We start from the raw sequence: 25617 nt of genomic DNA, 5'->3' as shown, positions 1-25617 counted from the left end.
CCGTCGGACCACCCTCTCCGTCAAGGACCGACCCGGAGTCTCCAGCGGGTAGATCACCCACGAGACACCCGGCGCCCCTCTGGTGCGGAGTTAGGAAGAGATTACAGTCCGGCGATCTCCTGGACCAGCCATCGGTCGCCGTTTCGGACCATGGTGAACCGGGTCCGGTTCAGGTCCACCCGGGGACTACCCTTCGTGATCGTGCTGGTGGTCGTCTGGTTGACGAAGATGATCAGCGTGACCCGGTCGGCGTCGCCGTCACGGACCCCGACCTCGCGGACCTCGGCCTTCACCGTGGCCTTGGTCTTGGTGGCCAGTTCGCCGGCGACCTTCGCGGTCTCGTCGAACTTGGCGGCGAAATCCGGGGTCATCGTCGCCCGCGCCGCGGCGAAGCTCTTGTCCAGGTCGCGGTAGTCGTAGCTGAGCGCCGTCTCGGCCGCTTTCCGCCCGGCCGCCGCGGCCTGGCTCCGGGCGTCCTCGGCCTGCTTGCCGTGCCACGCCTTGACCCCGAGCACCGCGGCGACGGTCAGCGTCAGCACCACGACCACCGCCAAGGCGGCCGTCAACGTGGTCCCCAGACCCCGCTTCTGCTCACTCTCCGTAGAGATTTCAGCAGCCGGAGACTTCTCGGGAAGGTCCTCCGGAGGCTCCTCTGTGGCCGGGGTCACATCCCCTTGAGCGTCCGCAGCCGTGTCCTCGGCGGGGTCCGCAGGCGTCTGCTCGGCCTCGGGCTCGGGGTCGGCCCGGACCCAGTAGCCGCCGCCGCGTGCGGGCATGCGCTTCCAGTTGCCCGGTCCCGGCGGCTCGGGGAGCTGCGGGGTCTCCGGCGTGTCCGGGACCTCGGCCGCCGGGCGGGGGCGGCGGGAACCGGCGACGCGGGGGCGGTAGCGAGGCATCAGCCCACCACCTGGAGGTCGGCGGTCAGCCAGCGGTTCTGCTCGCGGACCATGTCCAGCTTGATCCGGTAGCGGCGCTGGACGCCTTCGGCCGAGGCCGTGTTCGTCACCACCGCGTTCACGATCACCAGCACTTGGGCGGAGTCCTTGTCGTTCGAGACCACGGCTGCTTCCTTGACGTCCCCCTTGGAGGTCGCCTTGTTCGTCACGACCTCGGTCTTCACCGCGGCGATCCCGGCCTCGAACTCCTGTTTGAACTGCCCGGTCGACTCGTCGGTCACACGCTTGAAGTCCGCCTCCGACGTCGTGTAGTCGTACGTCGTGAAGTCCAGCGCGAGCTGCCGCGCCGCCTTCATCGCGCCGTCGCGCTGCGAGTCGTCGGCCCGCTGCTTGCTCAGCGCGACCACCGACAGCGTGAGGCCCGCGAGCGCCACGATGAGCAGGACGCTGAGCGCCCAGGCCAGCACGAGCCGGCCGTTGCGTGCGATCACTTGCTGGTCACCGGTCCGAGGATGAGTGCCTTCCAGGAGTCGCTGCCGAGCAGCTCCTGCTGTCCACCGGTGGAGCCCAGGGTCAGCTGCGGCATCCCATCGGTTCCGCCCGCGGCGCCGGTCGCCGGGTCGTAGCCGATCCCGTACCCGCCGCGGTTCAGGTCCTCCCGCGACGACGGGGTCGGCTTGTTCTGCGAGCCGCGGACGTTGATCCCGCTGCCCGGGTTCGCCGTACAGCCGGCCTTGGTGTTCGCGGGGGTGTTCTTGAGGTCCTGCGGGACCCGCTTGTCGGTGCCGCCGTACCCGGGCCGGCAGGCCGGCGGCTGGAGTCCCACGACCAGGCCGAAGTGCGCGTCGTAGTGGCCGGTGCCCGGGTCCTTGGCCGGTACGACGTAGCCGCCCATCGACACCGCCGGGTACACCACCAGCAGCTGCTCGACGGCGTCCAGCCGGACCGCGGTCAGTTCGTTCACCGTCAGGAGGTTACCGAGCAGCACCGCGATCGACGCACTGTTCTCCTGGATCAGCCCCGTGACCTGCGTGGATGCCAGTGAGCCCTGGTCGATGACCTTGCGCAGGTTGGCGTCCGAGCTGACCAGGGTGTCGGACAGCAGCGCCAGGTTCTTCGCCCAGGTCTTGATCGCGTCGCCGCTGGCCACCTGGGTGGCGAGCACGGTGTCGCCGTCGTTGATCAGCTTGATCGTCTGCAGCACGTTGGCGTCCGCGTCGTCGATCAGCTTGCCGGAGCTGTCGATGATCTTCTGCAGGTCGGTGCCCTTGCCCTTGAGCGCGGTCCCGAGCTCGCGGACCGTGGTCCGCAGGCTGTTCTTGTCGACCGAGTTCACCAGCTGGTCGAGGTTCAGCAGCAGCTCGGTGGTGTCGATCGGGATCGCGGTGTCCTTGCGGTCGATCCGCGAGTTGTCCTGCAGGTACGGCGCCCCGTCGCGGCGCGGCTGCAGGTCGACGTACTGCTCGCCGATCGCGGACCGGTTCGCGACCACGGCGAGCAGGTCGTTCGGGATCTTCACCTTCTTGTCGATGACCAGGTTGACCTGGACGCCGTCGCTGAGCAGCTTCAGCTGACCGACCCGGCCGACCGGCTGGCCGCGGTACGTCACCTCGGCGCCGGTGAAGATGCCGCCGGACTCGGCGAAGCTGGCGCTCACCGTGTAGTCGTCGTCGACGACCAGCTTGTCGATCTGGGCGTACCGGGCGCCGACGAACGCGACGCCGACGACGGTGATCAGCAGGAACACCATCAGCTGGATCCGGACCGCTCTGGTGATCATCCGACCACCCCCGGCATCAATGCCTTCGCCAGGTCGGGATCGAGCCCGGACCGGTTCAGCGTCGGCGAGCAGACCGGCAGCCCGAGCACCGTGATGCAGGTCGTCGTCGTCCCGGTCGGGACCGGCAGCGACGGGAGCACACTGCCCGGCGCCTGACTCGTCGGCAGGTGCACCGGGAGGCTGATCCGGCCGGTCGGGATCGCGGTCGGGCCGGCGGTCGGCAACTGGATGCCCAGCAGGTTGTCGAGTGCCTTCTTGGTGTTCACGTCGAGCGTGATCCCGAGGTTGGTGTAGTCACCCTTCGCGGCCTTGGCGGCATTGTCGGGGAACGGATAGGTGAACAGCAGCTCCAGCGACTTCGGCAGGTTCTCCCCCGCCTCGGCCAGCTTGGTGAGGATCGGGTAGAGCGACTTCAGGTTGGCCACCAGGTCCTTCTGGGCCGAGGTGATCACCCGGGTCGCGGTGTTGCCGAGCGTGGCTAGCGCCTGCAGCGTCTTGACCAGCGCGGCCCGCTGCTTGTCCAGCGTCGCGATCGACGCCGGCAGCGAGTCGATCGCGGTGGCGAGCGTCGCCTTCTGCGCGTTCAGCTTCTTCGCCAGGGCGTCCACGGACTTGATCGCGGTGACGATGCGCGCCTTGTTCTGGTCCAGGGTGCCGACGAAGGTGTTCAGCTGGGTCAGCACGCTGCGGATCGCCGGCTCGTTGCCGGTCAGGGCCTTGTTGAGCTCCTGGGTGATGATCTGCAGCTGGGCCACGCCGCCGCCGTTCAGCAGCAGCGAGAGCGCGGACAGCACTTCCTCGACCTCGACGTTGCTGGTCGTCCTGGACAGCGGGATCAGCTCGCCGTTGTCGAGCTTGCCGCGCGCCTTCTCGGTCCCGGTCGGCCGCGACAGCGACACGAACTTCTCGCCCAGCAGGCTGGTCTGACGGATCGTCGCGTGCGTGTTGTCGGGCAGGTCGAGGCTCTTCGGCAGCCGGATCCGCACCTTCGCGACGTACCCCTCCAGCCAGACCTTCTCGACCGTGCCGACGGTGACGTCGTCGACCTTCACCGTCGACTTCGGCACGAGGTCGAGGACGTCGGTGAACTCGACGGTGACCGTGTACGACGGCCCCTTGATCTTCGCGCCGCCGGGCAACGGCAGCGAGTACACGCTGAAGTCACAGCCGCTCAGCAGCATCGCGAGCGCGGCGACTCCGGCAAAGATCGACGTACGGCGCCTCATCGGACCAGCCCCCCGAGCGTCGGGTCGACCGGGTCAGGACTGTTCAGCGGGGCCTGCGGCTTCGGCGCCCACGGCGTACCGGCAGGGCCGCCGCTGGTCGGCCCGGTGCCGGTCAGCTGCTCGAGCAGCGGCAGCTTGGCGAGCGCGTCGAGGACCGGCTTGAGCGTCGTGCACGTCGACAGGGGCTGGTTCGCCTGCAGCAGCAGCGAGCACACGAACGTCGCCGGGTCGTCGAGCTGCCCGGGGTTGATCCGCTGGTCGAGCGTGCCGAACTGCGGGTTGTAGATCCGGGCGAGGTTGCCGAGGCCGAGCGGCGCGGTGTCGAGCACCTCAGCCAGCGCGGCCTTCTCGTTGACCAGGATCTGCGACAGCTTGGTGGCGCCGGAGACCGTGTTCTTCACCAGCGTCCGGTTCTCCTTGACGAACGTCGCGACCTCGCCGAGCGCGGTCGCCAGCAGCGACAGCGACGCGCCCAGGTCCTTGCGTTCGCCGGCGAGCGTCGTCGAGACCGCGGCGAAGTTCGTGTTGAACTGCCGGACCAGCTGGTCGTTCGCGGCCAGAGCGGACACGAAGGTCTGCAGCTGCCGGATCGTGTTGAACAGCGCCGACGAGTTCCCGGACAGCGTGCTGGTCAGCTTGGAGACGTCGGTGATGGTCTGGTTCAGCTTGGCGCCCTGGCCGTTCAGGTTCTTCGCCGAGACGTCCAGCAGCCGGGCCAGCGCGCCCTGGTCGTTCGCGCCCTTCGGCCCGAGCGCCACGGACAGGTCGTTGAGGCTTTGGTAGATCTGGTCGAGCTCCAGCGGTACGGCGGTCCGCTCGATCGGGATCTGCGCGCCGTCGGCCATCACGGCCCCCTTGGAGTACGCCGGGGTGAGCTGCACGTACCGGTCCGCGACGATCGACGGCGACGCGATCACCGCCTTCGCGGTGGCCGGCACCTTGTGCTTGGCCTCCCACCAGAACTTCACCCGGACCGTCCGGCCGGCCGGGGTGACGCTCTCCACCTCGCCGACCTTGATGCCGAGGATCCGGACGTCCGAGCCCGGGTACACCGAGACCGCACGCGGGAAGTACGCCGTCGCCGTCACCCGCTCGGGTTTCGGCCACAGCGTCACGACGCTGACCGCGAGGATCACCACGACCACGCCGACCGCGATCAACCGGGACAGTGCGTTGACCTTCATCAGCCGCCACCTCCCAGGATCGTCGGCAGTCCGGGAATCGGCACCTTCGGCAGCGGGATCTCCGGCACCGGCACCAGGTTCTGCAGGTAGGTGTCGAACCAGGGCCCGGTGCCGAGGGTGTTGGTGAAGACGCGGACGAACGGCGCCAGGCCCTTGATGCTCGCGTCCAGCGAGTTCTGGTTCTGCAGGAGGACGGCGAGCACCGCGTTGACCTTCTGCAGCGTCGGCCCGAGGTCCTTGCGGTTCTCCCGGACCAGCGCGGTGATCTGCGCGGACAGCTTCTGCGTCGACACCAGCAGCTGGTGGATCAGCGCCCGCCGGGCCTGCACGGCCTGGAAGACGGTGTTGCCGTCCTTCATCAGCTTGATCAGCTGCTGGTTGCGGTCGGCGAGGACCTTGGTGACCACGTTCGAGTGCTGGAGCAGCAGTTTGAGCTGCTCGTCGCGCTTGGCCACGTTCCGGGACAGGCGGGACAGGCCGGTCAGCGACGCCTGCACCTCTTCCGGCGTGTTCTTGAACGTCGCCGACAGCGTGTCCAGGGCCTTGGCCAGCTGCGCGGTGTTGATCCGCTCGGTGGTGTTGGCCAGGTCGGTGAAGGCGTCCACGACGTCGTACGCCGAGATGGTCCGGGCCAGCGGGATCTCGGCGCCTGGCTTCAGCTTGCCGGAACCGGCCGGGTCGAGCTTCAGGTACTTCTGGCCGAGCAGCGTCTTGATCTTCATCTCGGCGCCGGTCTGGTCGCCGAGCTGCACGCCCTTGTCGACCACGAAGTCGACCCGGACGTGGGTGCCCTCGAGCTCGACCTTGCGGACCTTGCCGACCCGGACGCCGGCGACCCGGATCTCGTCGTTCGGCTTCAGCCCGCCGGCTTCGGAGAACTGCGCGGAGTACTTCGTCCCGCCGCCGATCAGCGGCAGGTCCTGCGCCTTGAACGCGGCCAGCATGATCAGGCCGATCACGGTCAGCCCGATCACGCCGATCGTCACCTGGTTCTGCTCGCGGAACGGTTTCACTTCGCGCACCTCGCCGAGTTGAGCTGGTACGAGACCGGGATCCGGGTTCCGGTGGGCAGCGTGACGTTGCCGTCGAAGTTGCACAGGTAGAAGTTGAACCAGGAGCCGTACGACGCGGTGCGGGTCATCGTGTTGAGCTTCTCCGGCATGAACTGCAGGGTCTTCACCCAGATCGACTGGGTGTCGTCCAGCGTGGTGGCGACCGCGCGGAGCTTGTCCAGGTCGGCCTTGATCGGCACCCGGGTCTGCTGCAGCAGGCCCGCGGTCTTGGTGTTCAGCGAGTTGATCGAGGTCAGCGAGCCGAGGATCGGGGTGATGTCCTGGCTGAGGCCGGTGATGAACTGCTGCAGGTTGACGAGCAGCTGGGAGAAGTTCGCCTGCCGCTGGGACACGATCTGCAGCGTGCCGGTCAGGTTCGTGATCAGGTCGCCGATCACCTGGTCCGCGTCGGCCAGCGTGGTGGTCAGCGACGCGGTCTTGGCCAGTAGCGACTCGATCGTGCCGCCCTCGCCCTGCAGCACCTTGATCACCTCGAACGCGAACTGGTTCACGTCCGCCGGGGTGAGCGCGGTGAACAACGGCTTGAACCCGTTGAAGAGCACCGACAGGTCGAGCGCCGGCGTCGTCCGTTCCTTCGGGATGATGCCGTTCTTCTTCAGCCGGTCGCCGCCGCCGACGCCGTCGGTGAGCGCGACGTAGCGGTTGCCGACCAGGTTCCGGTACCGCAGCGTCGCGTGCGTGGAGGTGTCGATCACCTGGTCGGAGTCGACGCTGAAGGTCACCATCGCGAGCTTGTCCTGGTACAGCTGGATCTTGTCGACCTGGCCGACCTTCACGCCGGCGATCCGGATGTCGTCGCCCTGGTTCAGCCCGACCGCGTCGGTGAAGACCGCGCGGTACTTCGTGGTCGGGTTGAAGCTGATGTTCCCGATCGTCACCGCCAGCAGCGCGGTCGCGATCGTGGTCACCACCACGAAGATCCCCAGCCGCACGGTGTCGAACGTGGTCGTCTTGTCGAAGAAGCTCACTTGGTGACCCCCCTCGGCTGTTGGTGCGTAGCTCCGGTGTCCAGGTGGGTGCATCGCAAGGCGGAGGAGGTGCTCGATGCGGGTTTCATCGTGCGCCGACGACAACGCAGCGAGGTGCCCGCCTGGGCGCCGGAGATGCGTGCCGAACAGTCGAGGGGGGTCACCTTAGGTTCACCTGGCCTCCGCGCAGCAGTGGGCCGACCATCAGCGTGGTGAGGTCCGGCACCTCGTTCGCCGGCACGCCCATCTCGGGGCCGACGATCGAGTTGACGACGTCCTGCTCGGCCGGTGTGCCGACGCCCTGGGTGTCCGTCGCGAAGCCCGGCATCGCCCGGTTCAGCTTCAGGTCGAGCGGGAAGCGCTGGTTCTTGTTGTGGTCGCCGATCACGCCGTCGTCGCCGGTGATGTACGGCGCCGGATTCTCCTGCGTGTAGGGGCCCGGCTTCGCCCCCGGGTGGCTGTAGTTCTTGCCGACACAGGTCGGGCCGCGGTGGTCGGCGTACACGGGCTTCTCGTTCGGCTCGTACGGCGTCGGCTGGTTGGTGATCAGCTCGAGGTTGATGTTCAGCCGGCCGTCCCGGAACGTGTCGTTCAGGATCGGGGCGGTGTCGGTCATCACCTGCAGGAAGCACGGCACCTCGGGCGAATACCGCTCGAGCAGGTCCAGCACCGGGCGGCTGACCTGGCCGAGCCGGATCACCCGGTCCTCGTTGTCCTTCAGGAACGTGTTCCCGGTGGTGGACAGGTTCTGCACGTCGACGAAGAACTGCTGCAGTTGCTTCTGCTTCTCGACCACAGTGTTGCCGGTGATGGTCAGGTTCCGCAGCGCGCGGACCAGGTCCGGCGTCGCGTCGCCGTACAGGTCCGCGACCTGGGTCAGCTTGGCGAGCGCGTCCATCAGCTTCGGGACGTGCGGGTTCAGCTTCTTCAGGTACCCGTCGAGCTGGGTGAGGGTGCCGGCGATCTCGGCGCCGCGGCCCTCGAGCGCGGTCGCGAGCGTGTTCAGGGTGGCGTTCAGGTCGGCCGGGTCGACCGCCTGGAGCAGCGGCAGCGCGTCGTTCAGCACCTTCTCGATCTCGATGCCGACCGCGGTCTTGTCCCGGCTGATCACGTCGCCGGCCTTGATGTGCCGGTCTCCGGTGGCTTCGGTGCCGGTCGGCGGCACCAGCGCGACGTACTTCTCGCCGAACAGCGTCTTCGGCAGGATCCGGGCGCTGACCGCGGCGGAGATCTCGTTCACCTGGTCGGGCTTGAGCGCCAGGTCGACGGTCGCCTCGTCGCCGTCCGTCGAGACCCCGCGCACCTCGCCGACGATGATGCCGCGCAGCTTCACGTCCGCGTGCTCGTTCAACTGCAGGCCGATGTGGCTGGTCTTCAGCTCGACGTTCACGGTCTTGGTGAAGACCTTGGCGTAGAACGCGTAGGTCAGCCACAGCAGGAACACGAGTACGCCGATGAACGCGACGCCGAGCACCTTGTGCGAGATCAGTTTGGTCATGACGTCATCCCGCCAGCCGAACCGTGGTCGTCGTACCCCAGATGGCCATCGACAGCAGCAGGTCGACGACGTTGATCACGACGATCGACGTCCGGACGGCCCGGCCGACGGCCACGCCCACACCCGCCGGACCGCCGGTCGCGTGGTAGCCGTGGTAGCAGTGCACCAAGATCACCAGCACCGCGAACACCAGCACCTTGCCGAACGACCAGAGCACGTCTCCGGGTGGCAGGAACAGGTGGAAGTAATGGTCGTACGTGCCCGTACTCTGCCCGTAGAACGTGGTCACGGTGAGTCTGGTCGCGAAGTACGACGCGAGCAGACCCACGACGTACAACGGGATCACCGCGATCAGTCCGGCGATGATCCGGGTGGTGACCAGGAACGGCAGCGACGGGATCGCCATCACCTCGAGGGCGTCGATCTCCTCGCTGATCCGCATCGCGCCGAGCTGCGCGGTGAAACCGCAGCCGACGGTCGCGGCGAGCGCGATCCCGGCGATCAGCGGCCCGATCTCGCGGGTGTTGATGTACGCCGACACGAAACCGGCGAACGCCGACGTGCCGATCTGGTTCAGCGCCGAGTAGCCCTGCAGGCCGACCTCGGTGCCGGTGAAGAACGCCAGGAACGTGATCACGCCGACCGTGCCGCCGATCACCGCGAGCGCGCCGCTGCCGAGCGTGACCTCGGCGAGCAGCCGGAAGATCTCCTTGCGGTACCGCGTCACGGACTTGCCGGACCAGGCCAGCGCCTTGATGTAGAAGGCGAGCTGCTCACCGAGGTGGTCGAGCGAGCTCAGCGGCTTCTTGACCAGCACGTCCATCAGGGCCGCCATGTCAGGCCCCCTTCGGCGGGACGAGCTGGAAGTAGATCGCGGTCATCGAGAAGTTCGCGACGAACAGCAGCATGAACGTGATCACGACGGACTGGTTCACGGCATCGCCGACGCCCTTCGGGCCGCCGCCCGCGTTGCAGCCCTTGTACGACGCGACGACCGCGGCGATGAACCCGAAGACCAGCGCCTTCGCCTGCCCCTGCCACAGGTCGGGCAGGTGGGCGAGCGCGGTGAAGCTCGCGATGTAGCTGCCCGGTGTCCCGTCCTGGAGGACGACGTTGAAGACGTAGCCGCCCATCACGCCGACCACGCTGACGAACCCGTTCAGGAAGAACGCGACCAGCATCGTCGCCAGCACCCGCGGCACCACCAGCCGCTGGATCGGGTCGATGCCGAGCACCATCATCGCGTCCAGCTCCTCGCGGATCTTCCGCGAGCCGAGGTCCGCGCAGATCGCGGAACCGCCGGCGCCCGCGATCAGCAGCGCGGTCGCGATCGGCGACGCCTCCCGGACGACGGCCAGCACGGCGGCCGAACCGGTGAACGCCTGCGCGCCGAACTGCTTGATCAGGCCGCCGACCTGCAGCGCGATCACCGCACCGAACGGGATCGCGACCAGCGCGGTCGGGATGATCGTCACGCTCGCGACGAACCAGGCCTGCTGCAGGAACTCCTTCAGCTGGAACGGCCGCCGGAACGTGGCCCGGCCGGTGTCGAGAGCGAAGGCGAACAGTGAACCGGCATGCTTCAGCGGGGCGGTCGCAGAAACAGTCACCGCGCCCCCACGGCTTTCGCCTCGAACGACCCCGGCGGCGGGACGATGCCGTTCTCACGGCACCATTCGCCCGGCGGGCGCTGGGTCGGGCGGAGCATGCCGCTGCTGGGCAGCTGCTGGATCGGGATCGGCGGCAGCGGCGGCAGCTCCTGGCCGATCTCACGGGCCAGCTCGTCGGCGTCCTTCTCCTCGGACATGCCGATCGGGCCGATCATCTGCGCGTTCAGGAACTGCCGGATCACCGGCTCCTCGCTGGACAGCAGCATCTCCCGCGGACCGAACATCGCCAGGTGCCGGTGGTACAGCATGCCGATGTTGTCCGGCACCGTCCGGGCGGTGTTGATGTCGTGGGTGACGATCAGGAAGGTCGCGCCGAAGGCTTCGTTCAGGTCGATCATGACCTGGTTGAGGAACGACGTCCGGACCGGGTCGAGGCCGGAGTCGGGCTCGTCGACGAGCAGGATCTCGGGGTCCAGGACGAGCGCCCGGGCCAGGCCGGCTCTTTTGCGCATACCGCCGGAGATCTCGCCGGGCAGCTTCCGCTCGGCGCCGACCAGGCCGACCATCTCCATCTTCTCCATCACGATGGAGCGGATGTCGGACTCGGACTTCTTGGTGTGCTCGCGGAGCGGGAACGCGACGTTGTCGTAGAGGTTCATCGAGCCGAACATCGCGCCGTCCTGGAACAGCACGCCGAACAGCCGGCGGACGTCGTACAGCTCGCGCTCGCTGCAGGTGGCGATGTCGGTGCCCTCGATCCAGACATGCCCGCGGTCGGGCTTGATCAGACCGATCAGCGTCTTCAGGAACACGGACTTGCCGGTACCGGACGGGCCGAGCATCACGCAGATCTCACCGGCCGGCAGAGTCAGGGACACGTCGCCCCAGATCAGCTGGCTACCGAAGGACTTGGTGAGACCCTCGACGCGGACTTCTACGCCCACCGGTCCTCCTCACGGGAATGTTCTGGCCTGCCCCGAACCGACGAGTACGCGGGTTCCAACGAGGGAGCAGTGGCCTAGGTTACGCACGAGTACGGTTTTGCGTAACCCCTGGAAGTCAAGCGATTGCGATACTAACCATCACGTAACAGCAGAAGGGCGGCCCCCTTGCGGGGACCGCCCTTCTCTACACATTCGTTACGCTCCTTGACGGAACGTAACCGAGGTCACTTCAGGGTGACGGTGGCGCCGGCGCCCTCGAGGGCCTCCTTGGCCTTCTCCGCGGCAGCCTTGTCGACCTTCTCCAGGACGGCCTTCGGGGCCGACTCGACGAGGTCCTTGGCCTCCTTCAGGCCGAGGCTCGTGAGACCGCGCACCTCCTTGATGACCTGGATCTTCTTGTCGCCGGCGCTCTCCAGAACGACGTCGAACTCGTCCTGCTCCGCGGCCTCTTCGGCGGGGGCGCCCCCACCAGCGGCCGGAGCGGCGGCAACGGCGACCGGGGCGGCGGCGGTGACGCCGAACTCCTCCTCGAACGCCTTAACGAACTCCGACAGCTCCAGCAGGGTCAGTTCCTTGAACTGGCCGAGGAGCTCTTCGGTGCTGAGCTTCGCCATGATGGCGGTCCTTCCTAACGATGGTGCTTGGTGATCACTGATGGGGTGTTGCGGTGAGATGCCTCAGCTGTCCGCTGCGGCGGTCTCCTCGGTGCTCGCCTCGGCAGGTGCCTCGACCGTGTCCTGGACGGTGTCCTGCACCGTGTCCTGGACGTCCGCCGGAGCGGCGTCGGCCGGCAACTTCTCCTGCAGCGCCGCGAACAGGCGCGCGGCCTGCGACAGCGGAGCAGCGAACAGCGACACCGCTTGCTGCGGGGCCGCCTTCATCGCACCTGCGAGCTTCGCGAGGAGAACCTCACGCGACTCCAGGTCAGCGAGCTTGCTGATCTCGTCAGAGCCGAGTGCCTTACCGTCCAGCACTCCACCCTTGATGACGAGCAGGGGGTTCGCCTTGGCGAAGTCACGCAGTCCCTTGGCCGCAACCACCGGGTCGCCCTTGATAAAGGCGATCGCCGAGGGGCCCTCGAGGAGCGAGTCGAACGAGTCGACACCCGCGTCCTTGGCCGCGATCTTGGTCAGCGTGTTCTTCACCACGGCGTAGTTCACGTCGTCACCGAGCGCAGTCCGAAGTTGCTTCAGCTGCGCGACGGTGAGACCGCGGTACTCGGTCAGCACGGCGCCGTTGGAGCTACGGAACTCGTCCGTCAGCTCCGCGACAGCGGCTGCCTTGTCCGGCCTCGCCATGGGGGTCTCCTTCTATCGGCTTCCACGCCTCGGACCCCTGAACAAAGAAAATCGCCCCTGCGTAGGCGCAAGGGCGTGAAACATACAGTGTCACTTCCAAGTCACCTGCGCGGGCCGCCCACCTGAGTGGGACCTTCAGCTACCTAGGGCAGCAACCAGCGGTCTTCGGCAGTAGACAGTGTGCCTGGTGGACAGGTGTTTGGCCAAATCGGTTGTTCACGTGGGCTGTTCCGTCCTCGGATGCGGCGGGATCCAGCGGTGCATCGCCGTTGCCGCTGCCCAGCCGGTACCGGCCATGATCACGATCGCCGGCCCGAGCCCCAGCAACGCGGTCGCCCCTGCCAGCAGCAGAGGTCCCGCGCCGTTGCCGGTATCGGCGAACAGCCTGAACGCGCCGAGGAACTGGGCCCGTCCCACCGGCGGTGAGGCGTCCGCGCCGAGCGTCATGATCACGCCGGCGCCCAGGCCGTTGCCGATCCCCATCAGCAGCGCGACCGCGGTCAGCGTGGCCGTGGTGTGCGTCAGCGGGAGCAGCAGGTGCGCCAGCCCCAGCACGATCATCGACGGTACGGCGACCCACTTCCGGCCGAGCCGGTCCATCACGGATCCAGCCGGATAGAACAGCAACATGTCGACGGCTCCGGACAGCCCGAAGATCACACTGGTCGTCTGCGGATCCAGTCCGATGTGCTGCGCCCACAGCGGGATGACAACCTGGCGCGACGCCCGGACGGCCCCGACGAGCAACGCGCCGACGCCAAGTGTGCGCAGTACGGGAATGTGGTCGCGGATGACACCCCAGGTGGACTGTGCGGCCAGCGGGCCTTTCCCGCGCCTGTTGGCAACGTCCGGCAGGCTCACCAGAACCGCACAGGCCAGGACGGCGGCCACCAGGTGCACCCAGTACGCGCCGTCGGTGCCGAGGAACTTCATCGCGCCCGCTCCGAGGAACGGCCCGATGAACGAGCCGATGCGCTGTACGCCGCCCAGCGTGGACAGGGCCCGCGCCCTGAGCTCGATCGGCACTGCCTCACTCAGATAGGCCTGCCGCGCAAGGCCCCAGACTGCGCCGGCCAGACCGGTGCAGCCGATCGCCACTGCGAGTCCCCAGACCGTCGGGACCAGCAAACAGGCCACCAGGGCCAGCGCAACGAGGACGGTGGCGGCCAGCATCGCGCTGCGCTCGCCGATGCGGTTGGTGAGTGCCCCGGCCGGGATGTCACCGATCACCTGCCCCAGTCCGGCTGCAGCGACGACCAGGCCGGCCACGGCGACTGATGCGCCCAAGTGGGTGGCAGACAGCGCTACTACGGGTGCGATGGCGCCCTGCCCGATTCCGTAGAGCAGAGCGGGCAGATAGACAGCGGGGGCGATCTTCCAAAGGCTGCGCATCACCGGCCGCCGGCCAGCGCCGTACTGCGGTCCCGGGCGGCCGGGGTCGCTCCCAGCAGCTCCGAGACCGACCAGGCTGCCTCGGCGACCCGCATCCCGAACTCCTGCATCCGCTCGACCGGCATCCGCATCTCGGGGCCGGACACACTCAGACACCCGGCGACCGTGCCGGAGTAGCCGAAAACCGGTGCCGCCACACTGCAGATCCCCGGCGTCCGCTCGGTCCGCGACATCGCATAACCGCGCCGACGGATCTCCGTGAACTGCTCCGCGAGCACCTCCGGGTCGGTGATGGTTGCCGGTTGCACCTGCTCCAGCGGGCCCTGCAGCACCTCCTGCTGCTGCTCGAGCGGCAGGAATGCCAGCAGCGCCTTGCCCGGCGCACCGAGCGGCAGTGCCACCGGGAGACCGAACTCCGTGTAAGTACGGCGCAACTGGTGGTGGCTCTCGACCTGATCGAGCACGACGCGCTGCCCTGACGGGAGCAGTTCGTGCACGGCCGCGGTCTCCCCTGTGGCATCGCGGAGTGCACGCAGCACCGGCAGAGCAGCGTCGCGCAGGCCGGCCGGGACGCCGCCGCTGTGTGCCAGTTGCACGACCAGCGGACCGATCGCGTAGCGCCGGTGCGCGGTCTGCCGGACGAGCCCGTTCTCCTGCATGGCCAGCAGCAGCCGGTGCACGGTGCTCGTGGACAGGCCGGTGGCCCGAGCCAGGTCGCTGATCCCGAGGTCCGGCGTCCGCGCGTCGAAGCACCGGAGGATCGCGACCGCGCGGTCGATCGACTGCACCGAACCGCGCGTTTCCTGCATTGTGAAACCATATCCCGCGATACGGGAAGCTTGTCGATGTAGTGTCCAGCGGGTGAGCATCACCGCCTCTTGGGGCCGGATCGACCACTGGCTCGCCCGGCACGCTCCCGCGACGTACGACGTCCTCGCACCCCCGGCCACCGGCGCAGAACTCAAAGGCGACGCGGTCGAACTGCCGCCTGAGCTGGTCGAATCGCTGAGCTGCCACAACGGCGTGACGTCGTGGGCGAATCTGCTGCCGGAGGCGCTGCCGTCGAGCGCGTCCGAGATCGCCGTGAATTGGCAGCTGCGGATGGACCTGGCGGCGGAGTACGACGGGTTCACCGTCCACCCGCCGGCCTCGGAGCCGTACTGGCATCCGGCCTGGATCCCGTGGGCCGACAGCGACGGGGACCTGCACGTCATCGACCTGCGCCCGGGCCCGGCACGGGGGCGCCTGGGCATGGCGCTGCACGACGGATCAGGAGACTTCAGGGCCGGCTGGCCGAGCCTCGCGTCCTACCTCGCGGAGGTGGTGCACTCCCTGCACCACGGCACCGGCGTCAACGGCTGGTACCCGTACCTCACCATCCACCAGGAGCTCTGGTGGGATCGGGGCCCGGACCAGCAGTCCGTCAGCGGCGAGCCGCTGGTCCGGGCACCGGTGCAGAACTAGCTCAGAACAGCCAGCGCGTCGATCTCGACGAGCATGTCCGGCAGCGGCAGGCCGGTGAACACGGTGGTGCGCGACGGCAGGACGCCGCTCGGCGTGCGGGCCGACACGAACTCGTCGTACGCCTCGTTCATCGCGGCGAAGTTGTCGCGCTCGGTGAGGTAGACGCGCAGCATCACCACGTCGTCGATGCTCCCGCCGCCGGCCTTCAGGATCGCCTCGATGTTCTGCAGCACCCGGGTGGTCTGACCCTTCACGTCACCGGCGAACACGAAGTCGCCGCTGGCCGGGTCGACCGAGCCCTGGCCGGACACCTGCAGGATGTTGCCCTTGCGGACGCCCTGCGAGAACACCGGCATCGGCGGCGGCGCGTCGGTGGTGGAGACTGCGGTCTTGTCGGACATCAGGTCTGACACCTCTCAGTTAGTTGTAGTCGGCACTGATCGCTCTGGCGGTCGCGAGCAGGTCTGGCAGCAGCTCGAGTACCTGCTCATAGTTCAGCAGTACGTCGGGCACCGACAACGACACGGCCCCGACAACGCGGCCCGTGGTGTCGGTGAGCGGTGCACCGATGCAGTTGATGAACGACTCGTGCTCCGCCTTGTCCTGCGCCCAGCCGCGCTCCGTGGTCACCTGCAGCTCGTCCCGCAACCGGTCCGCGTCCGTAATGGTGTTCGGCGTGAACGCCTTGTAGTCCAGCGACTGGAGGACCGCCTCCCGCTGCCGCTTGGGTTGCGCCGCCAGCAGGACCTTTCCGACCGCGGTGCAGTGCAGAGCCGCCGGTACGCCGACCTGCGAGTACATGCGTACGGAGCGCACACTGTCGAGCTTGTCGATGTAGATGACCTCACCGTTCTCCCAGGCGGCCAGGTGAACCGTCTGCCCGGTCTTCTGGTTCAGCTCCCGCAGATGCGGTGCGGCAACTTGGCGTACGACGTGTTGCTCGCGCGCGACGTCGGCGAGCGCGAACAGCCGCGAGCCCAGGCTGTATCTGTGCTGGGCGTCCCGCCGTACGAACCGCTCGGCCTCCATGGTGCGCAGCAGCCGGAGCACCGTCGTCTTGTGAACGCCTAGCTCGACCGCGAGCTGGTCCAGCGACCGCTCACCCTCGCCAAGACTGGTGAGGATCTGCAGCGCCCTGCCGAGGCTCTGACTCATACCTTGGTCGCCGCCCACTCCTCGTCCGACGCCTTGAGCAGCCGCTCCCGCTCAGCCGCGGCCGGCGGCGGCGCGTGGTCCTCCGGCGCTGTCAGCACGGCAGCAGCATTCAAATGCCCCAGCCGGAGCCGCTCCACCATCGACAACCCCTGCAACGTCCCCGCCAAGAACCCGGCCGCAAACGCGTCACCTGCCCCGACCGTCTCGACCACCTCTACAGACAATGCCGGGACCTCAGTACGGACCCCTCGCTCGAACGCGATCGCGGAATGCGCATCGTTCTTCACCACCAGGACAGGCGTCTGCAGCTGCTCGTACAACACATCCGGATCCCCCGTGCCCGCAAAGACCTCAGCCTCATCAGCACCGATCAGCACGATCTCGGCCGCCTTCAGCAACCGCCACAACGGCGCGGGGTCCCGGTCACGCCACAGCGCCGGCCGCCAGTTCAAGTCGACGCTGAGCAGGTACTCACGCGGCTCCGTCGCCAGCCGCTCCAGCATGTCCGCACTGGACGTAGAGATCGCGGCGGTGATCCCAGTGGTGTGCACGAGCTTGGCCTGCTGCAGTCGCTCGCTGACCTCGGGCCGATCCAAGAAGCTGGGCTCCGTGGCCGCGGCCGCCGAGCCGGTCCGGTAGTAGTGCATCCGGGAGCGGCCGTTCTCGGACTCCTTGACGTAGAGCGCCGTCGGCCGGACCGGATCCAGCTCCACTCCGCCGACGTCGACACCACGCGCCTGCAGATCCCGCAGTACATGCTGTCCGAACCCGTCGTCGCCGAGCCGCGAGATCCAGCCGGTCGGTACGCCGAGCCCGGCGAGCCCACCGGCCACGTTGCACTCCGCCCCGCCGACCGACCGCCGGAACACCTCCACGTCGGCGAGCGGCCCGGGTCCGCCGGCCAGCATGATCATCGCCTCGCCCACGCAGATCGCGGTCGTCTCAGGGAGCGGTTCGGGCATCGGCACTCCTTGGCGGCAGGGTGATGGGATAGGTGTGCGTTGACGCGACTTCGGCCGCGATGCTACAACCGACGAGTCAGGATACGCAACGAGCGTTGCGTATTCTGCAATCCCAAACCCCAGGGGGTCTGATGCCTGCTTACGATGCCGACACCGTCGCCGCTCTCGCCGATCAGCAGGTGAGCTGGCAGGACAAGGCCCTGCCGCCCGCCTTCTGGGGCCGGACCGTCGCGGAGGTGCTGGCCGGCAGGCCGCGGCTCTCGCAGCTCCCCACTCCGCTGATGACGCTGTCCGCGCCCGGCCTGCGGCACAACGTCGACACGCTCGCCACCTGGTGCGTCCGCCACGGCGTCGAGCTCGCGCCGCACGGCAAGACCACGATGGCGCCGGCGCTCTGGGCGATGCAGCTGGACGCCGGCGCCTGGGCGATCACGCTGGCCAACGGCTTCCAGCTCGGCGTCGCCCGCGCGTACGGCGTACAGCGGGTCCTGGTCGCGAACGCGGTGATCTCGCCGCTGCAGCTGCGCTGGATCGCCGACGAGCTCGCGGCCGACCCGTCGTTCGAGGTGATGGTGTGGGCCGACTCGGTCCACACGGTCGAGCTGATGGAGGCGGCGCGCTCGGCGTACGTCGGCCCGGACGCGCGGAGGCTCGACGTGATGGTCGAGGTCGGCGGGATCGGCGGCCGGACCGGCGCCCGGGATCCCGAGACCGCGCTGGCCGTCGGCCGGGCGATCGCCGACGCGTCGACGTTGCGGCTCGTCGGCGTGGCCGGGTACGAGGGCGCGATCGGTCACGGCGTCGACGAGGAGAACCTCGAGGAGGTCCGTGCGTACCTGCGCGAGCTCGCCGGCGTTCACCACCGGCTGCGGCCGTGGTACGACGACGACATCGTGCCGGTGGTCAGCGCGGGCGGCAGTCAGTACTTCGAGCAGGTCGCGAAGGTCCTCGCCGCGGAGGCCGGCGAGGGCGCCCGCGTGGTCCTGCGGTCCGGCGCGTACATTACCCACGACGACGGGCTGTACCGGCGCGTGTCGCCGCTCGGCGAACACCCGCGGACGGACGGCGAGCAACTTGTGCCGGCGATGCACGGGTGGATGCGGATCACGTCGCAGCCCGAGCCGGGGCTGGCGATCTTCGACGGCGGGCGCCGCGACTTCCCGTTCGACCAGGACTATCCCGAGCCGCAGCTGATCCGGCCACGGTCGGACGGCGCGCCGATCCTGCCGGCCGGCGGCATGAAGGTGACGAACCTGAACGACCAGCACGGCTACCTGACCTTCGACGAATCCGTCCCGGTGGTGATCGGCGACGAGCTGCGGGTCGGGCTGTCCCATCCCTGCACGGCCTTCGACAAATGGGGCCTGATCCCGGTCGTCGACGACCCGGACGCCGCGGATCCGGTCGTCGTGGACCTGGTTCGGACGTTCTTCTGACATGAGTGTGCTGATCACGGGGGCGCTGGTCGTCGACGGCTCGGGCTCCCCCGGGTTTCACGCCGACGTCGTGGTCGACGCCGGACGGATCGTCGCCATCGGCAACGACCTGCCGGCCGCGCACCGGAGGATCGACGCGGACGGGCTGGTGCTGTCGCCCGGGTTCATCGACATGCACTCGCACTCGGACCTGCAGATCCTGGTCAACCCCGACCACACCGCCAAGGTCAGTCAGGGCGTGACGCTGGAGGTGCTGGGTCAGGACGGCCTGTCCTTCGCGCCGATCGACGACCCGACGCGCGCCGTCGTCCGCCGCCAGATCGCCGGCTGGAACGGGGAGCCGGACGACTTCGACTTCTCCTGGTCGACGGTCGCCGGGTACCTCGACCGGCTCGACCAGGGCATCGCGTGCAACGCGGCGTACCTGGTCCCGCAGGGCACGCTGCGCATGATGGTCGTTGGGACCTCCAACCGTCCGGCGACCGGTGCCGAGCTCGCGCGGATGCAGCAGCTGCTCGCCGACGGACTGCGTGAGGGCGCGGTCGGGATGAGCAGCGGTCTGACGTACACACCGGGCATGTTCGCGAGCACGGACGAGCTGGTCGCGCTGTGCGAGGTCCTCGCGTCGTACGGCGGCTACTACGCGCCGCATCAGCGCTCGTACGGGAAGGGCGCGCTGGAGGCGTACGGCGAGATGGTCGAGGTGGCGCGCCGCTCCGGGTGTGCGCTGCACCTGACCCACGCGGTGATGAACTTCGGCCCGAACGCCGGCCGCGGCGACGAGTTGGTCGCGATGATCGACAAGGCGCTGGCCTCCGGTGTCGACGTCACCACCGACACCTATCCGTACCTGCCGGGGGCGACCACGCTGGCGGCGATCCTGCCGAGCTGGACGGCCGAGGGCGGGCCGGACGCGCTGCTCGCGCGGCTCCGTGATCCGTCCGCGCGCGAACGCATCACGTACGAGCTGGAGCAGGTCGGGTCCGACGGCTGCCACGGCTGCGTCGTCGAATGGGACACGATCGAGATCGGTGGCGTCCGCAACCCCGCGCTGTCCGGCGCGGTCGGCCGGACCGTCGCGGCTCTCGCGCAGCGCACCGGGAAGCCGGCCGCGGACGTCTTCTTCGAGATCCTGCTGGCCGACGACCTCGCCACCTCGATCCTGCAGCACGTCGGCCACGAGGAGAACGTGCGCGCGATCATGCGGCACCCCTCGCACACGGGCGGCTCGGACGGGATCCTGGTCGGCGGGAAGCCGCATCCGCGGTCGTGGGGCACGTTCCCGCGGTACCTCGCCCACTACGTCCGCGAGCTCGGCGTCCTCGACCTCGCCGACTGCGTCCACCACCTCACCGGCCGCGCCGCCCGCCGGCTCCGGCTCCCGGATCGCGGGCTGGTGCGGGAGGGGTACGCCGCCGACCTGGTCCTGTTCGACCCGGACACCGTGCGGGACGCCGCCACGTTCCCCGAACCGCGCCGGCAGGCCGAAGGCATCCCGTACGTGTTCGTCAACGGCGTCCCCGTCATCGAGGACTCGCACCGAACCGCCGCCGTCCCCGGCCGCGCGATCCGCCGTACCCCCACCCCTGCGCCGTCTGAGAGGAACCTGTTGTGAACACCCTGGAGCTGCTCCGCGCCGATCGGGTCCTGACCGTCGTCCGGGCGCCGGAGATCTCCGACGCCCGGGACCTGTGCGCCGCGCTGGTCGCCGGCGGCATCCACGTCGTCGAGCTCACCTACACCACGCCGGACCTCCCCCGGCACCTGGAACGTGCTGCGTCCACGGCCGCCGACACCGGCGCGGTCGTCGGCGCCGGTACGGTGCAGACCGCCGACCAGGCCACGCGGGCGATCAACGCCGGCGCGCAGTTCCTCGTGACGCCCGGCCAAGGTCCCGAGGCCGCGGCGATCGCCGATGCCGCGCACGCCGCCGGCATCCCCGTTGTGCTCGGCGCCTTCACGCCGTCCGAGGTGATGACCGCGCTGGCGCTGGGCTCGGCGGCGGTGAAGATCTTCCCGGCGCACGCCCTGGGCCCGAAGTACTTCAAGGACCTCAACGGCCCGTTCCCCGGCGTCCCGCTGATCCCGTCCGGCGGCGTCAACGCGACCAACGCCCACGACTTCCTGACGGCCGGTGCCCTCGCCGTCAGCGCGGGCACCGACGTCGTCTCCCCCGCCGACGTGGCCGCCGCCAACTGGGAATCCATCACCGGCAAGGCCAAGACCTTCTGCGCCGCTATTGCACCGTGATGCTGCCGTAGCTGGTCCGTAGATAGAGCTGGTAGGTCGCCGATGCGTCGTTCGGCACGTCCAGCTCGGTCGATCCCTGCGCGGCGACCGCGTCGATCGCGTAGGTCGCCGACCGCGGCACCTGCACCGTGATCGACCCTTCGCTCGCCGTCGCCGCCACCTGTTCGGGCGGACTGTCGAAGAACAGCGAGATCGAACCGCGCTGCGCGTCCGCCGACACCTGCCTGCTCCGCACTCGCGCCAGGTCGATCGACCCGTCGCTCGCATCGACTGTCAGTGGGGAGGCCACCCCCATCACATCGATCGACGCCCCCTCGACCTTCGCCCGGACCGCCGCCGCGGCCGGCACCTCGACAGTCAGGTCCACCGCACAGTGGAGGTCCGGACACGTCGTCGCGACGACCAGCTCCGCGCCGGCTGTCGACACCTGGACGTCGGGCTTCGCCACGGCGTACGACCCGGCGACGGTGACATGCACCTTCCCGTCGACGCTGGCCAGCACCTGCGTCGACACATCGGACGTGATCCGGACTCCGGCCGTGCCGGGATCGAACGCGGCCGAGTAGCTGTACGGCAGCTTGCCACGAATCAGCGACACCGTCACCGCCGCCGCGCTGACGACCAACGCGAGCAACGGCACCAGTCCGACGATCAGCATCCTGCGTTGCGCGGGCGTCATCACGCCCCCAGGAACTTCAGGACGGCGAGCACGCGGCGATGCTCGCCGTCCGCCGGTGACAGCTTGAGCTTCAGAAAGATGCTACTGATGTGCTTCTCCACCGCTCCTTCGCCGACGACCAGCGCCTGCGCGATCCCGGCGTTCGACCTGCCCTCCGCCATCGCCCGGAGAACGTCCTGTTCCCGCGGGCTCAGCACCGCCAGCGGGTCCACCCGCCGCGACCGCACCAGGAGCTGCGAGATCACTTCGGGGTCGAGCGCGGCCCCGCCGTCAGCCACCCGGCGCAGCGCCTCGACGAACTGGTCCACGTCCGCCACCCGGTCCTTCAACAGGTACCCGACGCCGTCCGGGTTCCCACCGATCAACTCGCTCGCGTAACGCTCCTCGACGTACTGCGACAGCACCAGTACGCCGATCTCCGCGAACTGCTCCCGGATCACCAGGGCAGCCCGCAGCCCTTCGTCGGTGAACGTCGGCGGCATCCGTACGTCGACCACACACACGTCGGGCCGCTCCGCGGCGACGGCCTTCAGCAACGCGTCACCGTCGCCGACCGCCGCCACGACGACGCAGCCCTGCTCCTCCAGCAGCCGCACGATGCCTTCGCGCAACAACACCGAGTCCTCGGCGATCACTACCCGCATCCGCTCAGTCTTCCGCTCGGTTTCGTCAGCCACAGGGCAGCTCCGCGATCAGCACGGTCCCGCCGCCAGGCGGGCTCTGCACCGTCAGCCGTCCGTCGACGCCGGCCGCCCGATCGCTCAGACCGCGCAACCCGCTGCCCCGGGCCGGATCCGCACCGCCACGCCCGTCGTCGCGTACATCGACCCGCAGCACGTCACCGTCCCGTGTCACCCGTACCTCCACGTGCGCGGCCTCCGCGTGCTTCGCCACGTTGGCCAGCGCCTCGGTCACCACGAAGTACGCGATCGACTCGATCGTCAGCGGGGGCCGGGGATCCACGTCGACGCCCAACCGGACCGGCACCGGTGATCGAGTCGCGACCGCGGACAGCGCCGCGTCCAGCCCGCGGTCGGTCAGCACCGGCGGATGCAGGCCCCGGGTCAGGTCGCGGATCTCGGCGATCGCCTGCATCGCCTCCGAGTGCGCCTCCTCGATCAGCCCGCGGACCGCCGGATCCCTGTCGCCGAGCCGGTTCTTCGCCCGGCCCAGCGTCATCGCCAGCGAGACCAGCCGCTGCTGGGCGCCGTCGTGCAGGTCACGCTCCATCCGGCGCCGCTCGGCCTCCACCGAGTCGACCACCTGCTGCCGGCTCGTCACCAGCTGGCTCACACGCTCGGCCAGTGCACCGGTCTCGGACCGTCCGAGCAGCGATCGCGCCAGCTCGCCGTCCAGCGCCGACGCCGCCCGCATCAGCACCGGCGACACGACCAGCAGGAACACCGCCCCGATCGCCGCCACGACCGACGCCTTCGTCATCGTGTCGACCACGAACGGCCCGAGCTGCGCCTGCGACGCGGCGAACGCGGAGTAGTAGAGCGGCAGCGCGATCAGCACCGGCGGGACCGACCACGCCAGCACGATCGCCGCGATCCACACCATTGCCAGCGGCAACAGCAGGGCGTAGTACAGGAACTGCCGCCACATCCCGACGTCCGCCACCGCCTCCCGGGCGTCGCCGATCCGGGACCCGGTCGGAGGCGGTGGCACCAGCGGCAGGATCTCCTGGCCGCGAGTGATCCGCGCACGGGCCCGCTCCCCGCCGCTGATCGCGTAAACGAGCCGGTTCGCGCCGACGGTCAGCGGAAGGCCGACGTACGCAAGCGGCCAGGCGAGGATCGCGACCGCGACCGCGATCAGCACGAGGAATCCGGACGTGAGCACGACGACCGCGTCACCGAGCAGGTGAATGGTTGCCAACCACAAGTACGGCGAGCGCCAGAGCCGCCAGGGCGTCCGGGGAACCGGACTCGCAGCAACCGTCATCCGGACCACCTCCCCGTGTCAGCGTCTGCTTGCCGTCACAACTTACGTGGTCGGTCCGGCCGAGCGGCATGAGGACAACCCACGGCCCCGACCGGGGGTTGTCCCCACCCTCGTTCGTGGGCTGGCCGCAATGTGCGGAACAGCCGAAACGCGGATTCTCGAAGGCATGACGACGACAGCGATCAGCAGCCCCGGCGACCTCGGCCGGGCCATGGACGGACGGCTCGGGGACGCGATCGACGACCGCGTGGCCGACGCGCTCGACGACTACATCGCCGAGGGCCGGCTGGACGGCCGGATCCGCGCCCGCCGCTCACCCGGCGGCCTGGCCGCGCTGGTCGCGGCCGGGACGGCGGCGGTGCTGCTGCCCTGGTGCCTGATTCTCGCCGCCACACTGCCGAGCACGTACCAAACGAGCCACTGGAAGCTCACCTGGATCGGGCTCGACTGCGCCACCGCGATCGCCGCCAGCCTCACGGCGTACCTACTGCACAAACGCAGCAGGTACGCCGCTCTGACCGCGATGGCCGCCGGGACGCTGCTCACGGCCGACGCCTGGTTCGACGTGAGTACGGCGGCCGCCGGCTTCGACCGCACCCTCTCGCTGACCGAGGCTCTCCTCCTGGAGCTGCCACTCGCCGTCTGCGCCTTCGTGGTCGCCGCCCGTGAACTCAGACGATGAGCTCCAGGACCGGACCTTCGTGCAAGGCCAGGTAGACCTTGTCCCGCAGGAGGTTGGCCTCCGCATCGGTGAGCGTGCGATCCACCGGGCGAAGGACCAGCCGGACCAGCAGATTGCGTTGTCCCGGGCTCATCCGGAGACGCTCACGGGCACTCGCCGGCAAGTCGTCGTACGACGTTTCGCCCAGCACCTCCAGCGACTCCGCGGCATCGGCATCCGCCCCGAGCGCGGCGCGCACCTTGTCGCCGAGCACCTCCGCCGACACGTCCGTGCCCTCGTCCACCACGACGGACAGGTCGCGCCGGACCGGCGGCATCGACGAGACCGCCTTGTAGGGCAGCAGGTCCAGCATCTGCCCCGCCACCCGCGGATCCGTCGAGCGGAGCAACCGGATGTCCCGGATCCCCTTGCGGAGCATCAGCAGCCGATCCAGCCCCGGCCCCATCGCGAGTCCGGTCCAGCTGTCGTCGAGCCCGGCCATCCGCAGGACGTGCGGCGCCGCGACCCCGCACTCACCGACCTCGATCCACTGGTCGTCCAGCAGGACATCGATCTGACGCCCGTGGATCGTGTACGGGTGGACCGCCGGCACGGTGCGGTAGGTCTGCCCGGGCAGGACGACGTCGACCAGCCGGGCGATCATGTCCTCCAGCTCCGGCTCCCCCAGCATCACATTCCGGCTGAGCCGCCACAGGTCGAGCTGATGCGGCGTACCGGTGTGCTGCCAGTCGACCGAGTCCCGGCGGTAACAGATGCCGGCACAGATCATCAGCACGTCGGACGACTCCGAGGCGGCGAGCTCCCGCAGCGCGGGCGGGATCATCGCCGACGTGTGACTGCGCAGCACATCGTTCTCCGACACGTACCGGGTGTAGCGAGCCTCCCGGGTCACCGCGTCGGTGGCGTAGCCGAGGTTGTCGTAGTTGTCGGCCAGTGAGACGGCGGGATGATCGCGGCGGGTCCAGATCTCGGTGTACGGCCAGGCCGCGCCGAGTGCGGTGCGGATCGAGTCGACGACGAGCTGGACCGCGTGTGGACCCTGGGCCGGATCGGTGAGATCGCGCAGCGCGAGGGCAGAATGCAGTTCTTCTACGGTGAGGACAGACATGGGTTTCTCTCCAGGATGACGGTCTCGACGGGGGGTTCACCCCGGTCGGCCGCGGTCACCTCAGG

The 25617-nt window shown here is 69.0% G+C and carries 27 protein-coding genes; 5 read left to right on the top strand and 22 right to left on the bottom strand.

Features of this window, described 5'->3' with window-relative positions:
* Positions 1 to 101 precede the first annotated feature (101 nt).
* The 15 genes from AB0L64_RS23255 to AB0L64_RS23185 form a co-directional block, all read right to left on the bottom strand.
* Positions 102 to 896: a hypothetical protein gene (locus tag AB0L64_RS23255; protein ID WP_363713111.1), complete on the bottom strand. Its 795-nt coding sequence runs from the start codon at positions 894 to 896 to the stop codon at positions 102 to 104.
* Positions 896 to 1387 carry a hypothetical protein gene (locus AB0L64_RS23250; RefSeq protein WP_359939447.1) on the bottom strand — a complete coding sequence of 164 codons (492 nt, stop codon included), beginning with the start codon at positions 1385 to 1387 and terminating at the stop codon, positions 896 to 898. The genes AB0L64_RS23255 and AB0L64_RS23250 overlap by 1 nt, the downstream gene beginning before the upstream one ends.
* Positions 1384 to 2676, bottom strand: a complete 1293-nt coding sequence (locus AB0L64_RS23245) for an MlaD family protein (protein ID WP_363713109.1) — start codon at positions 2674 to 2676, stop codon at positions 1384 to 1386. Before AB0L64_RS23245 ends, AB0L64_RS23250 begins: the two co-directional genes overlap by 4 nt.
* A complete protein-coding gene (locus tag AB0L64_RS23240; protein ID WP_363713107.1) occupies positions 2673 to 3902 on the bottom strand; it encodes an MCE family protein in 1230 nt (409 codons plus the stop codon). Before AB0L64_RS23240 ends, AB0L64_RS23245 begins: the two co-directional genes overlap by 4 nt.
* Positions 3899 to 5086 (bottom strand): MCE family protein, encoded by a 1188-nt coding sequence (locus tag AB0L64_RS23235; RefSeq protein ID WP_363713105.1) that lies wholly within the window; start codon positions 5084 to 5086, stop codon positions 3899 to 3901. The genes AB0L64_RS23240 and AB0L64_RS23235 overlap by 4 nt, the downstream gene beginning before the upstream one ends.
* Positions 5086 to 6099: an MCE family protein gene (locus AB0L64_RS23230; protein ID WP_363713103.1), complete on the bottom strand. Its 1014-nt coding sequence runs from the start codon at positions 6097 to 6099 to the stop codon at positions 5086 to 5088. Before AB0L64_RS23230 ends, AB0L64_RS23235 begins: the two co-directional genes overlap by 1 nt.
* Positions 6096 to 7127, bottom strand: a complete 1032-nt coding sequence (locus AB0L64_RS23225; RefSeq protein WP_363713101.1) for an MCE family protein — start codon at positions 7125 to 7127, stop codon at positions 6096 to 6098. The genes AB0L64_RS23230 and AB0L64_RS23225 overlap by 4 nt, the downstream gene beginning before the upstream one ends.
* 160 nt (positions 7128 to 7287) lie before the next feature.
* Positions 7288 to 8625 carry an MCE family protein gene (locus AB0L64_RS23220; protein ID WP_363713099.1) on the bottom strand — a complete coding sequence of 446 codons (1338 nt, stop codon included), beginning with the start codon at positions 8623 to 8625 and terminating at the stop codon, positions 7288 to 7290.
* 4 nt (positions 8626 to 8629) lie between these two features.
* Positions 8630 to 9460: an ABC transporter permease gene (locus AB0L64_RS23215; protein WP_363713097.1), complete on the bottom strand. Its 831-nt coding sequence runs from the start codon at positions 9458 to 9460 to the stop codon at positions 8630 to 8632.
* Between the two features lies 1 nt (position 9461).
* Complete coding sequence (locus tag AB0L64_RS23210) at positions 9462 to 10235, bottom strand: ABC transporter permease (RefSeq protein WP_355699434.1); 774 nt, start codon at positions 10233 to 10235, stop codon at positions 9462 to 9464.
* Positions 10232 to 11179, bottom strand: a complete 948-nt coding sequence (locus tag AB0L64_RS23205) for an ABC transporter ATP-binding protein (RefSeq protein ID WP_359939473.1) — start codon at positions 11177 to 11179, stop codon at positions 10232 to 10234. Before AB0L64_RS23205 ends, AB0L64_RS23210 begins: the two co-directional genes overlap by 4 nt.
* Positions 11180 to 11403: 224 nt before the next feature.
* Positions 11404 to 11793, bottom strand: coding sequence for a 50S ribosomal protein L7/L12 (rplL, locus tag AB0L64_RS23200; RefSeq protein WP_134107138.1), 390 nt, complete (start codon positions 11791 to 11793; stop codon positions 11404 to 11406).
* A gap of 63 nt (positions 11794 to 11856) precedes the next feature.
* Positions 11857 to 12477 carry a 50S ribosomal protein L10 gene (gene rplJ, locus AB0L64_RS23195; protein WP_355699432.1) on the bottom strand — a complete coding sequence of 207 codons (621 nt, stop codon included), beginning with the start codon at positions 12475 to 12477 and terminating at the stop codon, positions 11857 to 11859.
* Between the two features lie 216 nt (positions 12478 to 12693).
* Positions 12694 to 13869, bottom strand: coding sequence for an MFS transporter (locus AB0L64_RS23190; protein ID WP_363713093.1), 1176 nt, complete (start codon positions 13867 to 13869; stop codon positions 12694 to 12696).
* Positions 13869 to 14678: an IclR family transcriptional regulator gene (locus tag AB0L64_RS23185; RefSeq protein ID WP_363713091.1), complete on the bottom strand. Its 810-nt coding sequence runs from the start codon at positions 14676 to 14678 to the stop codon at positions 13869 to 13871. Before AB0L64_RS23185 ends, AB0L64_RS23190 begins: the two co-directional genes overlap by 1 nt.
* Before the next feature lie 52 nt (positions 14679 to 14730).
* On the opposite strand from AB0L64_RS23185, the gene AB0L64_RS23180 reads away from it, so the two are divergent.
* The gene (locus tag AB0L64_RS23180; protein ID WP_363713089.1) at positions 14731 to 15333 is read left to right on the top strand and encodes an SMI1/KNR4 family protein; all 603 of its coding nucleotides are present in this window, start codon (positions 14731 to 14733) and stop codon (positions 15331 to 15333) included.
* Here the strand turns inward: AB0L64_RS23180 and AB0L64_RS23175 are convergent.
* From AB0L64_RS23175 to AB0L64_RS23165, 3 genes are read right to left on the bottom strand one after another with little or no spacing between them, the layout of a single operon-like run.
* Positions 15330 to 15734 (bottom strand): RidA family protein, encoded by a 405-nt coding sequence (locus tag AB0L64_RS23175; protein ID WP_355699428.1) that lies wholly within the window; start codon positions 15732 to 15734, stop codon positions 15330 to 15332. The two genes, AB0L64_RS23180 and AB0L64_RS23175, sit on opposite strands and share 4 nt — an antisense overlap.
* Positions 15735 to 15753: 19 nt before the next feature.
* Complete coding sequence (locus tag AB0L64_RS23170; RefSeq protein WP_363713087.1) at positions 15754 to 16488, bottom strand: IclR family transcriptional regulator; 735 nt, start codon at positions 16486 to 16488, stop codon at positions 15754 to 15756.
* Positions 16485 to 17450: a sugar kinase gene (locus AB0L64_RS23165; protein WP_363713085.1), complete on the bottom strand. Its 966-nt coding sequence runs from the start codon at positions 17448 to 17450 to the stop codon at positions 16485 to 16487. The genes AB0L64_RS23170 and AB0L64_RS23165 overlap by 4 nt, the downstream gene beginning before the upstream one ends.
* A gap of 131 nt (positions 17451 to 17581) precedes the next feature.
* Between AB0L64_RS23165 and AB0L64_RS23160 the strand changes: the two genes are divergently transcribed.
* The 3 genes from AB0L64_RS23160 to AB0L64_RS23150 are packed head-to-tail and all read left to right on the top strand — an operon-like array spanning position 17582 to position 21136.
* Positions 17582 to 18886 carry an amino acid deaminase gene (locus AB0L64_RS23160; protein ID WP_363713083.1) on the top strand — a complete coding sequence of 435 codons (1305 nt, stop codon included), beginning with the start codon at positions 17582 to 17584 and terminating at the stop codon, positions 18884 to 18886.
* A 1-nt stretch (position 18887) separates the two neighbouring features.
* Positions 18888 to 20501 (top strand): D-aminoacylase, encoded by a 1614-nt coding sequence (locus AB0L64_RS23155; RefSeq protein ID WP_363713081.1) that lies wholly within the window; start codon positions 18888 to 18890, stop codon positions 20499 to 20501.
* Positions 20498 to 21136, top strand: a complete 639-nt coding sequence (locus tag AB0L64_RS23150; RefSeq protein WP_363713079.1) for a bifunctional 4-hydroxy-2-oxoglutarate aldolase/2-dehydro-3-deoxy-phosphogluconate aldolase — start codon at positions 20498 to 20500, stop codon at positions 21134 to 21136. Before AB0L64_RS23155 ends, AB0L64_RS23150 begins: the two co-directional genes overlap by 4 nt.
* On the opposite strand, the gene AB0L64_RS23145 is transcribed toward AB0L64_RS23150, so the two are convergent.
* From AB0L64_RS23145 to AB0L64_RS23135, 3 genes are read right to left on the bottom strand one after another with little or no spacing between them, the layout of a single operon-like run.
* A complete protein-coding gene (locus AB0L64_RS23145; protein WP_363713503.1) occupies positions 21123 to 21815 on the bottom strand; it encodes a DUF4097 family beta strand repeat-containing protein in 693 nt (230 codons plus the stop codon). The genes AB0L64_RS23150 and AB0L64_RS23145 overlap by 14 nt on opposite strands.
* Positions 21815 to 22459 (bottom strand): response regulator transcription factor, encoded by a 645-nt coding sequence (locus tag AB0L64_RS23140; protein WP_363713077.1) that lies wholly within the window; start codon positions 22457 to 22459, stop codon positions 21815 to 21817. The genes AB0L64_RS23145 and AB0L64_RS23140 overlap by 1 nt, the downstream gene beginning before the upstream one ends.
* Before the next feature lie 25 nt (positions 22460 to 22484).
* Positions 22485 to 23762: a sensor histidine kinase gene (locus AB0L64_RS23135; protein ID WP_363713075.1), complete on the bottom strand. Its 1278-nt coding sequence runs from the start codon at positions 23760 to 23762 to the stop codon at positions 22485 to 22487.
* A 166-nt stretch (positions 23763 to 23928) separates the two neighbouring features.
* Between AB0L64_RS23135 and AB0L64_RS23130 the strand changes: the two genes are divergently transcribed.
* Positions 23929 to 24444 carry a hypothetical protein gene (locus tag AB0L64_RS23130; protein ID WP_363713073.1) on the top strand — a complete coding sequence of 172 codons (516 nt, stop codon included), beginning with the start codon at positions 23929 to 23931 and terminating at the stop codon, positions 24442 to 24444.
* On the opposite strand, the gene AB0L64_RS23125 is transcribed toward AB0L64_RS23130, so the two are convergent.
* Entirely contained in the window at positions 24434 to 25552 is a 1119-nt protein-coding gene (locus AB0L64_RS23125) for a hypothetical protein (protein WP_363713071.1), read from the bottom strand. The genes AB0L64_RS23130 and AB0L64_RS23125 overlap by 11 nt on opposite strands.
* Between the last annotated feature and the right edge of the window lie 65 nt (positions 25553 to 25617).

Source organism: Kribbella sp. NPDC051936 (assembly GCF_040680955.1).
GTDB lineage: Bacteria > Actinomycetota > Actinomycetes > Propionibacteriales > Kribbellaceae > Kribbella.
Note: the sequence above shows the minus strand (reverse complement) of the source record. Positions and strands in the feature narration are given on the sequence as shown.